Below are 13,407 nucleotides of genomic sequence, written 5' to 3' on the forward strand. Positions count from 1 at the left end.
AGTTTTTTCCCTTTATTTTAAATTATTTATTTTTTAAATATCTTTCTAATATTATTTTAGCAGCAAGTGAGTCAACTCTGCCATCTCTTTTATATTTTATCTCACCTTTGATTAATTCTTCCGCTTCAATTGAGCTCATATTTTCTTCGCAAAATTCATAAGGAATTTGAAGTTCAAGTAGGTTAACGAAATGTTTGATTCTGTTTTGCATATCTTCACTTGAAGTGGGAAAACCAACGATTAGTTTTTCAATTTCCCACTCTTTTAAAAAAGTATTTACATCATTAGCAGCTTGATTTCTATTTTTTCGTAAAATTGCATTTTGTGGAGTTACTATATCACTTGTAAGACAAATGGCAACTCCAATTCTTTTAAGACCTACATCAATCGAAGCTAATTTCAAGAGATAATCTCATTTGCAACATCAAATCTATTTGCTGTCATCAAGTGAATTTTTGGATGAAGTTTATTTAACTCTTTAAATAAATTGCTACTTAATTCCATTCCTACTTTATACTCCTCTTCTTCTCCAATGCTATGAGCTTTTTCAAGAGCATCAATCCAAAATTGTGGAACATGAATTCCAGGAACTTGTGCAGATAAAAATAGTGCAGTTCTTAGTTTAGTAACAGGGAAAATTCCAAAGATTAATTGAGATTTTCTTTTATCACCTTCAACATTCTCTTTAGCTATATCAAAACTTTCAAGAAGTTTTTGTGCATTTTCTATATCGAAAATAGGTTGAGTGATGATTCCTATTGCTCCATTTTGGATTTTTAAGTGCAGTTTTTTCTCTAAAGAAGAGAAATTTTTTGCATAAGAGTTTACAACAGCAAAAGGAAATATTTGTTTTGGTTCGATTTTAAAAGGATGTCCTGCAAAATCCATCCCATAATTAAATGATTTTATCATTTTCAAAAGCATTAAAGAGTTTGCTTCAAAAACACCTTTACTATTTGGTTGATCACTCATTTTTGCAGGATCACCTGTTAATGCTAAAATTGCACGAACATCAAAATCATTTGCTCCAAGTAGATCTGATTGTAAAGCTATCTTATTTCTATCTCTCATAGTCATTGTTGCTATTACTGGTTTTTCAAACTCTTGTTGTAGTTTTAAAGCAGCAAATAAAGAGTTGTATCTTAATTTTGCTAAAGGATTATCAGTGCAGGAGAAGCCATCAATTTTATCTTGCAAATTAAATTTTTTTATTTTTTCAATGATATTGTGCATTGAAGGCTCATGTTGAGGAGTTGTTTCAAGAGTTAAATATTTATCTTCTTGAAGTTTTTGTATAAGTGTTTTGAACATTAGAAAAAAGTTTCCTTTTATATATTTAGTTAAAATTGGGTATTATTATACCTTTTAAAGACTAAAATTAGGGAAAATTGATGAAATTAGCCGTTTTTGATTTTGATTCAACACTTATGGATGGTGAGACAATAGATTTTTTAGCACAAGAGTTAAATCTTGGTGCAAAAGTAGCAAAAATCACTGAAGAAGCTATGAGTGGAAGATTAGATTTTTTTGAATCTTTAACTACGAGAGTAGCTTTATTAAAGGGTTTAGAATATAAAAAAGTTGTAGAGATTTGTGAAAATCTTCCTTTGATGAATGGTTCGTATGAACTTATTCCTGAATTAAAAAAAATGGGTTATAAAGTAGTTTGTTTTTCAGGTGGATTTAGAGTTGGAACAACACCCGCTAAGATAAAATTAGGTCTTGATGCTGATTTTTCAAATGTTTTACATGAAAAAAATGGAGTTCTAACAGGACTTGTTGGTGGAGATATGATGTTTGGTTTTTCAAAAGGTGATATGCTTCAAAGGCTTCAATCAATTTTAGGTGTTTCAAGAGAAAATACTTTGGTTTGTGGTGATGGAGCAAATGATTTATCTATGTTTGAATATGCGGATACAAGAGTTGCTTTTTGTGCAAAAGAGATTTTGAAAAAAGAAGCAAATATCATAGTTGATACAAAAGATTTAACAAAAATTTTAGATAATATAAAGGCTTAATAATGGGATTAAAAGAAGAAATAAATTACTCTTTATGGTGTGATTTTATTGAAAGAGATTTTTTAGAAAATAGATTTAAAGAGATAATCAATAAAGGAATTATTCAAGGTGCAACTTCGAATCCTGCAATTTTTGAATCATCAATTACAACATCTGTTGCATACAAACAACAACTTGACATGTTACAAGCAAATAATGAAAAAACAATTTATGAAGAGTTAGCATTAACTGATATTAAAAGAGCAGCTTTTTTACTAGATGATTTACACAAAAAAGATGCAGATGATGGATTTATCTCTATTGAAGTTGACCCACTTTTATGTGATGATGCTGCTGGAACTATCGAAGAAGGAATTAGACTTTATAGCTCGATAAATGCTGAAAATGTTATGATAAAAATACCTGCAACAGATGCAGGATATATAGCTATGAGAGAACTAACTTCAAGAGGAATAAATGTAAATGCAACTTTGATTTTTTCTCCACAACAAGCTATTAAATGCGCACAAGCTTTAGATGAAGGAATAAAAGATTCAAATAAAGATATAAAGGCTGTTATTTCAGTATTTGTTTCAAGATTTGATAGATTGATGGATAATGATCTTTCTAATAAAGGATTACAAAAATCTAAACTTGGAATTATCAACGCAACAAAATGTTATTATGAAGTAACTAAATTTGAAAATTCAAATATAAGAACATTATTTGCAAGTACAGGTGTAAAAGGAAATGAACTAAATCCAAGTTACTATATAGATAATTTGATTTATCCAAATTCTGTAAACACTGCGCCATTAGCTACTATTGAAGATTGGCTAACAGATGGCAAAAAAGAACAAACAGCAATTATGAGCGAAACAGATTGTGATAAATACTTTGAACTTTTAAAAGATAAAGGTATAAAAATGGAAGAAGTTTATGAAAAACTTTTGGCTGATGGTTTAGAATCATTTAAAAACTCTTTTAAAGATTTACTTTCAAAGTTAAAACATTAAAAAGATTTTAAGATATATTGGATAAAATTTTTCCAATAATAAAATAATATAAAAAAGGTAAAACAAAATGAATAACTGGACTCCAAGTAGCTGGAGAAATTTTCCTATAAAACAACAACCAACTTATAATGATGTAGAAACTTTAGCACAAGTAGAAAAAGAACTTGCTTCTTATCCTCCTTTGATATTTGCTGGTGAAGCATTAAATTTAAAAAAACAACTTGCAAAAGTTGTAAATAAAGAGGCATTTTTACTTCAAGGTGGAGATTGTGCCGAATCATTTAATGTTTTTAATGCAACAAATATAAAAGATTTATTCAAAGTAATGATGCAAATGGCAGTTGTTTTAACTTTTTCAGGTGGTTGTCCTGTTGTAAAAGTTGGACGAGTTGCAGGTCAGTTTGCAAAACCTAGAAGTGCTGATTTTGAAGATATAAATGGATTAAGTCTTCCTTCTTACAGAGGAGATATTATAAATGATATTGATTTTTCTTTAGAATCAAGAGAACCAAAAGCAAAAAAACTTTTAAAAGCTTACAATCAAAGTGCTGCAACAATGAACCTTTTAAGAGCATTTGCAAGAGGTGGAATGGCTGATTTAAATCAAGTTCATTTATGGAATTTAGATTTCGTAAAAGATAACACTTTAGGTACAAAATATGAAGAACTTGCAAATAAAATAAGTGAAAGTTTAGCATTTATGAAAGCCTGTGGAATTACAAGTGAAAATACTCCACAATTAAATCAAACAACACTATTTACTTCTCATGAAGCATTATTGTTAAATTATGAACAAGCATTAACTAGACGTGATTCAATAACTGGTGATTGGTTTAACTGTGCCGCTCATATGTTATGGATTGGAGATAGAACAAGAGAACTTGATGGTGCTCATATTGAGTATTTTAGAGGAATTAATAATCCAATAGGATGTAAAGTGGGACCATCAATGAAAGAAGATGAGTTACTTAAATTAATAGATACTCTTAATCCAAACAATGAAGCTGGAAGATTAAACTTAATAGTTAGAATGGGTGCAAATAAAATAGCAGATCATTTCCCTAAACTTTTAAAAAGAGTTGAAGAAGAGGGTAAAAAAGTGCTTTGGTCAAGTGACCCAATGCATGGAAATACAATCAAAGCTGAAAATGGTTATAAAACAAGAGATTTTGAAGCTATTTTAAGTGAAGTAAAACAATTTTTCCAAATCCATAGAGCTCAAGGTTCTTATGCAGGTGGAATTCACCTTGAAATGACAGGACAAAATGTAACAGAGTGTACAGGAAGTAAATCTTCTGCTGTAACTCAAGGAGATCTAGCAAGTAGATATCATACTCAATGTGATCCAAGATTAAATGCTGATCAAGCTTTAGAATTGGCATTTATGATAGCTGACACACTAAAAGAAGCTAGAAAATAAATTTTATTGCTTAAGAAGAGAATACTTTCTCTTCTTCTTTTTGAATTGTAAATTAGGGGAGTACAATGAAAAAAATCACTTTTTATAAAATACTCTTCCTTTTCTTTTTTATTTCAATAAACTGTTTTGCAAAAGATAAAACTTCTATAGAAAATTCACAATGGGCAAATCTAATTTTGATGAAAGGTATTGAACAAAGAGGAGGACCTTTCTCTTTTGATGATACTTATGTTGAATTTGAATTTGGTGGAAGACATGAATGGCTGGATTTATATGGATATGTTGATTTTGTTGATGTGTTAAATAGCAAAAGTAGTGATAAACATGGACAAAACAATTTTTTTGTTGATATAGAACCAAGAATTTCAATCGATTATTTAACAAACACAGACTTATCTTATGGAGTATTACAAGAATTATATTTTGCATTTGATTTTTATTATGCCGATGAACCAACTGGAAAAGGTTTGAAAGTACTTTGGATGGGACTTGGAAGTGATATAGATATTCCATGGCTTGGAAAAAGTGGAGTGAATTTTTATACAAGATATATCGATGAAAATTATGGTGCAAGTAATGAAAATAGTTTTGATGGATATGTAGCACATATAAATTGGTTTAAACCTTTTTATTTTTTTAGTAAGAATAATTTTTTATCATTTCACGGATATATTGATTATGAATTTGGAAGTAATCTTGATAAAACTGCATTCGAAAAAGAGTATAGAACAAGTGATTCATTACAGTCATATTTAGGACTTTATTTGCATGAAAAAAAGTGGTTAATCGGATATGGATTAAAAGTGTATAAAAATATGACTCAATGGAGAGATAATCAGGAGTTAAATGATAAAAAAACTGATACCACAGGCTTTGGGCACTACTTTAGTATAGCTTATAAGTTTTAAATATATCAAAATAATAATCAAATCCTTTTTTAGGTAAAATTAAAACTATTAAAAAAAAGGATACTGCTTTGACAATTAAAGAGATTTTAAAAGATTCAAATTACAGTTTAGATTTATTATCAAAATATGAAAATGATTTAGAAATTACAACAAAAGAACAAAAAAATGGATTAATTCCTTATATTATTTGTAAAGTGCGAAAAAAAGATATAAAATTAACTCCTGAAGAGATAGTAAGACAACTTTATCTTATAAAACTTCACAAAGAATATGGCTATGCTTATGAGAGAATGCAACTTGAATTTGCTGTACATTTTGGAAAAGAAGTAAAAAGAGCAGATATTGTAATAATGGATAAAATCCAGCCAACAGTACCTTATATAATCATCGAATTAAAAAAGCCAAAACTAAAAGATGGAAAAGACCAATTAAAAAGCTATTGTAATGGAACAGGTGCAACAATGGCAGTTTGGACAAATGGTAAAGAGATAGTTTACTATCATAGAAAAGACCCAAACTACTTTGAACCAATTCCTGATATACCATCTAGTGATAAACAACTTAAAGATATTTTACGAGTTGATTTTAAAATTGCAGACTTAAATGCAAAAGATATTTTAAAAACACAAAGAAGAAGTTTAAAAAATATAGTTTTAGATATGGAAGATGAAGTTTTAGCAAATGCGGGAGTTGATGTATTTGAAGAGGTTTTCAAGCTCATTTTTATCAAACTATTTGATGAGTTAAAAAGCACAAGAACTCAAACAAGAAATTTAGAATTTAGAAACTATGGAGAGAGTGATAGTCAGCTAAAACAAAAAATAGAAGCACTTTTTGATGATGCAAAAAATAAATGGACAGGTATATTTGAAGAGAGTGATAAAATCAAACTTTCTCCATCTCATTTAGCTGTTTGTATTGGTTCTTTACAAGATGTAAAACTATTTAATTCAAACCTTGATGTTATAGATGATGCATTTGAGTATCTTGTAAACAAAACAAGCAAAGGTGAAAAAGGACAATATTTCACTCCAAGATATGTGATTGATATGTGTGTAAAAATGATGAATCCAACTGAAGCTGAAACTATGATAGATACAGCAAGCGGAAGTTGTGGTTTTCCTATACATACAGTTTTTGAAGTTTGGAAAAAAATTTATAAAAAACTAGAAGTTGAACAATCTCATCTTTTCACAGCAGAAGAGAAACATCAAGAAGCACTTGATTATGTAAGAGAAAAAGTTTTTGGAATAGATTTTGATGAAAAAAGTGTGAGAGTAAGTAGAATGTTAAATATTATTGCTGGAGATGGACACACAAATGTATTAAATCTAAACTCTCTTGATTTTGATAGATGGGATGAAAATTATAACAATGGAGAGTGGCAATCTATTTATGCTACTGGTTGGAATAATCTTAAAAAAATTCTCAAAAACAAAAAAGCAAAAATTGTTGAGATAGAAGAAGAGAGAAATGGAAAAATATATATAAAAGAGAAACAAATCTATGATACAAAAGAATTTGAATTTGATATGGTTATGGCAAATCCACCATTTGCTGGAGATATAAAAGAGAGTAGAATTTTATATAAATATGAATTAGGTAAAAATGCAAGTGGAAAATTCCAATCAAAAGTTGGAAGAGATATATTATTTATAGAAAGAAACTTAGAGATGTTAAAGTCTGGTGGAAGAATGGCGGTAGTTCTTCCACAAGGAAGATTTAATAACTCAAGTGATAAATATATCAGAGACTATATTGCCCAAAAGTGCAGGATTTTAGCAGTTGTTGGACTTCATGGAAATGTATTTAAACCTCATACAGGTACAAAAACATCTGTTTTGATAGTTCAAAAATGGGATGATAAACTATGTCCTAAAAAAGAGGATTATCCAATATTTTTTGCAACAATGCAAAAACCAAGCAAAGATAATAGTGGAGAAAAAATATATGTTAAAAATGAAGATGGTACAAATAAGCTAGATAGTCACGACCACTTGATAGTTGACCACGACCTTTTTAATCACGATGGACTTACTCAAGATGGAATAGCAGAAGCATTTCTAGAATTTGCAAAAAAAGAGAATTTAAGTTTTTCGGGAAAGTAGATAGCCCATTTGATGAAGCTAAATATAATGCTTTATTAGATGGGCTTGAAGTTACTGTTTTTAATAGTCAAAATATTTTAAAAGATAATGAAGAATTTAGATTAGATTCTGAATATTATAAAAAAGAATATATTAGTTTATACAGTAAAATTATATATTCACCTAAATTAATTGATTTTACAACAATGTCAGATTTATCAACAAATGGTTCATTTGCAATAGTAAAAAAGATAATGAGTAATGATGAACCTAAAATTGTTCCATTTATCAGGTCAGGAAATTGTGGAGAAACTTTCATTAATTTAAGTGATTTAGAATATATTTCTGAGTTATCACATAAACAGTTGCCTAAATCTACAACGAAATTACATGATATTATGATGGCAAGAAAAGGTAAAATAGGTGGAGCTTCTATTATCACAGAAAATGAAGTAAATTATAATTGCAATGAAAATGTTATTAAATTAACTATAATAGATAAAGCTCGATATAATCCATTTTATTTTACTGTTTACTTTAATAGCAAATTTGGATTAAAACAAATAGAAAGGCTATCAACAGGAAATGTTCAGCCATGGCTTAGTATTTTCCAAATTAGAAAACTTCTTATTCCAGAATTAAATAAACAATTTCAATTACAAATTGAAAATCTTGTTCAATCTTCATACAAAAAAGTAGAAGAAAGTAAAACACTTTACAAAGAAGCGGAAGAGTTACTTTTAAAAGAAATTGATTTACTAGATTTTAAACCTAGTGTTGAAAATATCTCTATAAAATCTTTTAAAGATAGTTTTGGAACGAGTGGACGAATAGATAGTGAATATTATCAACCAAAATATGATGAATTAGTTGCACATATTGAAAAAACAAAATTTGATAAACTTAGTAATATTGTTAATATTAAAAAATCGATAGAACCTGGAAGTGAAGCATATCAAGAAGAAGGAATTCCATTTATTAGAGTTTCAAATGTTACAAAATTTGGAATATCAGATACAGATATATATCTATCAAAAAATATATTAAAAGAAGAAGAGTTACAAAAACTGTATCCTACAAAAGATACTATTTTATTATCAAAAGATGGAACAGTTGGAATTGCTTATAAAATTAAAAATGAAAAAGAAATGATAACTTCGGGTGCATTATTGCATTTATCAATAAAAAAAGATGATATATTACCTGAATATTTAACACTTGTTTTAAATAGTTTAATCGTACAGTTTCAGGCACAAAGAGATGCTGGTGGTTCAATTATTCAGCATTGGAAGCCATCAGAAATACAAGAAATTTTAATCCCAATTATCGATATTTCAATTCAAACTAAAATAGAAGAAAAAATTAAAAAATCATTTGAATTAAAAGAAGAATCAAAACAACTTTTGGATTTGGCAAAAAAAGTTGTTGAAATTGCTATTGAAAAAGATGAAGAAGAAGCAATAAAATTTATTTCTAATAGGAATTAATATGAAAGATATAATCATTTATAACACTCAAGATGGTAAAACTTCTGTTTCCCTTTTAGCAAAAGATGGTATGGTTTGGATGAGTCAAATGCAAATTGCAGAACTTTTTAATACTTCAATCCCAAATATTAGTATGCATATTTCAAATATTTTTGAAGATGAGGAATTGGATAAAAATTCAGTTGTTAAGGATTACTTAACAACTGCCAATGATGGTAAAAACTACTCAGTTACACATTATAGTTTAGAGATGATTTTAGCTATTGGTTTCCGTGTAAGAAGTAAAAGAGGAACGCAATTTCGTCAATGGGCAAATAAAAATCTAAAAGAGTATATGATAAAAGGTTTTATAATAGATGATGAAAGATTGAAAAATCTAGATGGAAAACCTGATTATTTCGATGAATTATTAGAACGAATCCGAGATATTAGAGCATCTGAAAAGAGATTTTATCAAAAAGTTAAAGAACTTTTTATGCTTAGCAGTGATTATGATTCAAGTGATAAATCAACGCAACTTTTTTTTGCACAAACACAAAATAAATTATTATTTGCAATAACAGGGCAAACAGCTGCAGAAATTATTATAAATCGTGCAGATGAAATGAAACCAAATATGGCACTGACAAGTTTTAAAGGTGCTAAAGTTAGAAAAGAAGATATTTATATAGCAAAAAATTATCTTAATTCTGATGAATTAGATAGTTTAAATAGGTTTGTTATTGTATTTTTAGAAACAGCAGAATTAAGAGCAAAAAATAAAGAAGATATTACAATGGATTTTTGGAGAGAAAATATAGACAGAATTATAGAGTTTAACGATAAAAAACTATTAAAAGATAATGGAAGTATTAGCAACGAACAAATGAAAAAGATGGTTGAAAAAGTTTACGAAACTTTTGATAGTAAAAGAAAAAAACAAGAAGCTATAGAAGCAGATTACGAAGATTTAAAAGAGTTAAAGCAAATTGAAGAGAGAGCTAAGAAGAAATTATAAAAAAGTCTTTTTATACTCTTCTTCATCCCAAGCTACAACTAATTTATCACCATATTCAATAACCGGTCTTTTAAAAAGCATTGGTTCTTTACAAAGCCACTCATATTTTCCATTATCATCAAGATTTAATTCTTTTAGATTTAAAGTTTTATATTTTGTACCTTTGCTATTAAAAAGGATATTTATATCTACTTTTTTTGTCCAATCTTTTATTTGAGAAGCTGTTGGAGATTTCTGTTTAAAATCAAAAAAATCAACTTCAATATTATGGTCTTTAAAAAATTTTAGAGCATTTCTTACACTTCCACAAGTTTTTATTCCATAAACTGTAATCATATACTATTCCTTTAAAAAAGTTCCCTTTTTAAAGGGAAACCAAAATATTTTATGACTACTTTTTAGCAGGATTTATAAAAAATCCTTAAAAGTAGCTTGTTCTTTAGAACTCTCTTTGAGAAAATTCTAAAGAGCTTTATGAATAAAGCTTTACTCAATGATTTTTGGAACTATAAAGTATCCATCTTCACTTTTGGGAGCATGATTTAAAATATGATTTGATAGTTCTAAATCTTGTTTTGAAGTATCTTCTCTTAGTGGAGTTCCACCTTCAATAGTGCTAAAAGTAGCTTCGATATTTGATACATCAATATCATTTAAGTTTTCAACAAAGTTTATAATATCAGCTAATTCTGATTTTAGTTTCTCTTTTCTTTCATCATCAACTTGTAAACTTGATAATTTTTCTAATTTTGCAATTAATTTATCATCGACTGTCATAAGTATCCTTATTTTAATATATTTTATTTTATCAAAAAAGTGTTTATTTGCTTCTTTTAACGTAAAACTCTTTTTTAAATTCGCTCCAATTATCTGCTAATATAGCTTCTCTAGCTTGTTTCATAAGATTTAAATAGTAGTGAATATTATGAATTGAAGCTAATCTAAAATATGTTATTTCTGCTGCTCTAAATAGATGATTTAGATAAGCTCTACTAAAGTTTTTACACGTGTAGCAAGAGCATTCATTATCTATTGGATTAGCATCATCTTTAAATTCAGCTTTTTTGATATTTAACTTTCCAAAACTTGTAAACAAAGTACCATTTCTTGCATTTCTTGTAGGCATAACGCAATCAAACATATCAACACCACGTTCAATATTTTCAATCAAATCTTCAGGTGTTCCAACGCCCATAAGATATCTAGGTTTATCTTTTGGCATAAATTGAGTTGTCCATTCAACAGTTTCATACATCTGCTCATTTGGTTCTCCAACACTAAGCCCACCAATAGCAAATCCATCAAAATCACTCATATCACAAAGTTGTTGTGCACTTAATTTTCTAAACTCTTTGCTCGTTCCACCTTGGATAATTGCAAAAATATTTTGGTGTGTTCCAATACCTTTTTGTTTTTGTTCCATATGATAATTTATGGCTTCTTGTGCCCATTTTGTAGTTCTTTGAATTGATGTTTTTATTCTTTCATCAGTATTTGGAAGTGCTACTAAATCATCTAAAATCATCATAATATCACTATTTAAATCATATTGTGTGTCTAAAACACTTTTTGGTGTAAAGTAGTGACGGCTGCCATCAATATGTGATTTGAAAGTAATTCCATTTTCATCAGGTTTTGAGTTATTGCTTAAAGAAAATGCTTGAAAACCACCACTATCAGTTAAAAATGAGTTAGGAAATTTTGAAAAACCATGAAGTCCACCAAATTTTTTGATTAGTTTACTTCCTGGTCTTAAATATAAGTGATAAGTATTTCCTAAAATAATCTTTGCTCCAAGTTCTAACATATCATTTGCATCAAGTGCTTTTACTGTTCCTTGAGTTCCAACTGGCATAAAAACAGGAGTTAAAATAGTGCTATGAGCAGTTTTGATTGTACAAGCTCTAGCTCCTTGTGAAGTTCCATCGATTTTAAATTCCATAAATTATAAAAACCTTTTTTTTAGATAAGTTATTATTATATCCAAAGTAAGATTTATCTATCGTAACTCAAATATAGAATTAATTTTTTTAAGATATAATTTTGCCTATGAAAAAAATATTAGTTATATTAGATGGAATAGTTGCAAAAAAACTATTACAAAGAATTGTAGAAGCAAATACAAGTGACAATAGTTATGATGTTATTTACATAAATGATGTTATTTTACCTGTTCAAAAACCTTCAAATTTTACATTTTATAAGTTTGACCCAACATCAAAATCAAAACTTTCTATGGTTTTAGATAAAAACATTCACACTGAAGTTTTGATGGCACTTAACTCAAAAGATGAAATATTAAATGTTATTAAAAATATTAGAGAGTATAAGAAAAACCTTCAAATTACAATTTTAGATTATTGGGGTATGAAAGTTAGTAATGACCCAATGCTAAACATATATAGAGGAATAGATGTATTAGCAAATGGAATGGTTGAACGTCTTCCAAATATTCCTGTTTTAGCTCAAAATATTGGGCTTAAACAAGGTGAAATTATGGAAATTAGAGTTCCATTTGGAAGTTCTTATGCTTATCGTTCTATTGGTTCAATTGAACAAAAACAGTGGAGAATTTTTGGACTTTATAGAAATCAAAAAATGATAGATATAAATCCAACTTTAGTTTTAAAACCAAATGATTTGATTTTGGTTATTGGAAAACCAAGTATTTTAATGAATATTTATAATGCAATAGGAAAAACACAAGGACAATTTCCTATGCCATTTGGAAGTAAGATATATTTGTATTTAGATCTATATTTAGAAAACGAAAATAGTGTAAGAAAAGCTATTGATGAAGCAAAATATATGAATGAAAAACTAAAAAATTCTTTGTTGATAGTAAAAGTTACTCGACCAACAACAGTTGCTATTATGGATTTAATAAAAAATGAATTAAAACATTTTCCAACTATTATTTTGCAAATTGATTATGCAAATAAAGGTTTTGTAAAAATTTTAAAAGAAGATAGTAGAAAATATAATATTGGTATGTTGATGCTAACATCTGAGATGTTTAAATATAAAGAGTTTATAAAAGATACTTTATTTGATTTGAAAATACCAATATTCAAATTTGGAAAAGAGAGTTTAAAAGCAGTAAAAAGAACAGGTGTTGTTTTAAATGATATAAAATCTTATGAACAAATTTCTCCAATAGTATTTGATGTTTCGAGTCAATTGAAAATAAAAACTAAACTTTTTGATTTAGACCCAATTGGTGAAAAAGATGGAAAAATTACTTTAGTTGACCATTTTGAAAATCTAGCAAAATTGTATAATGAAAAAATAGAAATTGTTTCAAGTAGTGAAAACCCAATACGAGAATTGAAAAAACAAAAAGATATGCTTCAAATTTTGCCTTTGAAAAGAAAGATGTTCAAAAAAAGATTTTTATTTAAAATTTTCAATACCAATAGTGATGTAATAGCATTTGATATGAATAAATTTAACCAACTTCTAATACCAGTTTCAGAAGATAATTAAGGAAAATAT

At 27.8% G+C, this 13,407-nt stretch carries 13 protein-coding genes; 8 read left to right on the forward strand and 5 right to left on the reverse strand.

What is annotated here, in order from left to right; all coding sequences use genetic code 11:
- Positions 1-22: 22 nt before the first annotated feature.
- Together ruvX and CKV87_RS01105 are read right to left on the reverse strand one after the other, a co-directional pair.
- A complete protein-coding gene (gene ruvX / locus CKV87_RS01100; protein ID WP_012012090.1) occupies positions 23-403 on the reverse strand; it encodes a Holliday junction resolvase RuvX in 381 nt (126 codons plus the stop codon).
- Positions 400-1,311 (reverse strand): methylenetetrahydrofolate reductase, encoded by a 912-nt coding sequence (locus CKV87_RS01105; RefSeq protein ID WP_012012091.1) that lies wholly within the window; start codon positions 1,309-1,311, stop codon positions 400-402. The genes ruvX and CKV87_RS01105 overlap by 4 nt, the downstream gene beginning before the upstream one ends.
- 80 nt (positions 1,312-1,391) lie before the next feature.
- Between CKV87_RS01105 and serB the strand changes: the two genes are divergently transcribed.
- The 7 genes from serB to CKV87_RS01140 all read left to right on the forward strand — a co-directional run bounded on the left by serB (position 1,392) and on the right by CKV87_RS01140 (position 9,912).
- The gene (gene serB / locus CKV87_RS01110; RefSeq protein WP_012012092.1) at positions 1,392-2,018 is read left to right on the forward strand and encodes a phosphoserine phosphatase SerB; all 627 of its coding nucleotides are present in this window, start codon (positions 1,392-1,394) and stop codon (positions 2,016-2,018) included.
- Between the two features lie 2 nt (positions 2,019-2,020).
- Complete coding sequence (locus CKV87_RS01115; protein ID WP_012012093.1) at positions 2,021-3,013, forward strand: transaldolase; 993 nt, start codon at positions 2,021-2,023, stop codon at positions 3,011-3,013.
- A gap of 67 nt (positions 3,014-3,080) precedes the next feature.
- A complete protein-coding gene (locus CKV87_RS01120) occupies positions 3,081-4,433 on the forward strand; it encodes a class II 3-deoxy-7-phosphoheptulonate synthase (RefSeq protein ID WP_012012094.1) in 1,353 nt (450 codons plus the stop codon).
- A 65-nt stretch (positions 4,434-4,498) separates the two neighbouring features.
- Positions 4,499-5,341, forward strand: a complete 843-nt coding sequence (locus CKV87_RS01125; protein ID WP_012012095.1) for a nucleoside-specific channel-forming Tsx family protein — start codon at positions 4,499-4,501, stop codon at positions 5,339-5,341.
- Between the two features lie 68 nt (positions 5,342-5,409).
- Positions 5,410-7,449, forward strand: coding sequence for an N-6 DNA methylase (locus CKV87_RS01130; RefSeq protein ID WP_041644847.1), 2,040 nt, complete (start codon positions 5,410-5,412; stop codon positions 7,447-7,449).
- Positions 7,450-7,634: 185 nt separating this feature from the next.
- The gene (locus tag CKV87_RS11750) at positions 7,635-8,915 is read left to right on the forward strand and encodes a restriction endonuclease subunit S domain-containing protein (protein ID WP_197697168.1); all 1,281 of its coding nucleotides are present in this window, start codon (positions 7,635-7,637) and stop codon (positions 8,913-8,915) included.
- A 1-nt stretch (position 8,916) separates the two neighbouring features.
- A complete protein-coding gene (locus tag CKV87_RS01140) occupies positions 8,917-9,912 on the forward strand; it encodes a virulence RhuM family protein (RefSeq protein ID WP_012012096.1) in 996 nt (331 codons plus the stop codon).
- Here the strand turns inward: CKV87_RS01140 and CKV87_RS01145 are convergent.
- The 3 genes from CKV87_RS01145 to tgt all read right to left on the reverse strand — a co-directional run bounded on the left by CKV87_RS01145 (position 9,907) and on the right by tgt (position 11,854).
- Positions 9,907-10,248, reverse strand: a complete 342-nt coding sequence (locus tag CKV87_RS01145) for an arsenate reductase family protein (protein WP_012012097.1) — start codon at positions 10,246-10,248, stop codon at positions 9,907-9,909. The genes CKV87_RS01140 and CKV87_RS01145 overlap by 6 nt on opposite strands.
- A 150-nt stretch (positions 10,249-10,398) precedes the next feature.
- On the reverse strand, positions 10,399-10,689 hold the full coding sequence (gatC, locus tag CKV87_RS01150; RefSeq protein ID WP_004510283.1) for an Asp-tRNA(Asn)/Glu-tRNA(Gln) amidotransferase subunit GatC: 291 nt from the start codon (positions 10,687-10,689) through the stop codon (positions 10,399-10,401).
- A 43-nt stretch (positions 10,690-10,732) separates the two neighbouring features.
- Entirely contained in the window at positions 10,733-11,854 is a 1,122-nt protein-coding gene (tgt, locus tag CKV87_RS01155) for a tRNA guanosine(34) transglycosylase Tgt (RefSeq protein WP_012012098.1), read from the reverse strand.
- Between the two features lie 107 nt (positions 11,855-11,961).
- Between tgt and CKV87_RS01160 the strand changes: the two genes are divergently transcribed.
- Positions 11,962-13,398 (forward strand): COG3400 family protein, encoded by a 1,437-nt coding sequence (locus CKV87_RS01160; RefSeq protein WP_152058361.1) that lies wholly within the window; start codon positions 11,962-11,964, stop codon positions 13,396-13,398.
- The last annotated feature ends 9 nt before the right edge of the window (positions 13,399-13,407 follow it).

The sequence above is a fragment of the Aliarcobacter butzleri genome (assembly GCF_900187115.1).
Lineage (GTDB): Bacteria > Campylobacterota > Campylobacteria > Campylobacterales > Arcobacteraceae > Aliarcobacter > Aliarcobacter butzleri.

Coding starts and splice junctions, on each gene's coding strand:
- CKV87_RS01105 (WP_012012091.1), bottom strand. CDS start 1,311: ATGTTCAAAACACTTATACAAAAACTTCAAGAAGATAAATATTTAACT.
- serB (WP_012012092.1), top strand. CDS start 1,392: ATGAAATTAGCCGTTTTTGATTTTGATTCAACACTTATGGATGGTGAG.
- CKV87_RS01115 (WP_012012093.1), top strand. CDS start 2,021: ATGGGATTAAAAGAAGAAATAAATTACTCTTTATGGTGTGATTTTATT.
- CKV87_RS01120 (WP_012012094.1), top strand. CDS start 3,081: ATGAATAACTGGACTCCAAGTAGCTGGAGAAATTTTCCTATAAAACAA.
- CKV87_RS01125 (WP_012012095.1), top strand. CDS start 4,499: ATGAAAAAAATCACTTTTTATAAAATACTCTTCCTTTTCTTTTTTATT.
- CKV87_RS11750 (WP_197697168.1), top strand. CDS start 7,635: ATGTCAGATTTATCAACAAATGGTTCATTTGCAATAGTAAAAAAGATA.
- CKV87_RS01140 (WP_012012096.1), top strand. CDS start 8,917: ATGAAAGATATAATCATTTATAACACTCAAGATGGTAAAACTTCTGTT.
- CKV87_RS01145 (WP_012012097.1), bottom strand. CDS start 10,248: ATGATTACAGTTTATGGAATAAAAACTTGTGGAAGTGTAAGAAATGCT.
- gatC (WP_004510283.1), bottom strand. CDS start 10,689: ATGACAGTCGATGATAAATTAATTGCAAAATTAGAAAAATTATCAAGT.
- tgt (WP_012012098.1), bottom strand. CDS start 11,854: ATGGAATTTAAAATCGATGGAACTTCACAAGGAGCTAGAGCTTGTACA.
- CKV87_RS01160 (WP_152058361.1), top strand. CDS start 11,962: ATGAAAAAAATATTAGTTATATTAGATGGAATAGTTGCAAAAAAACTA.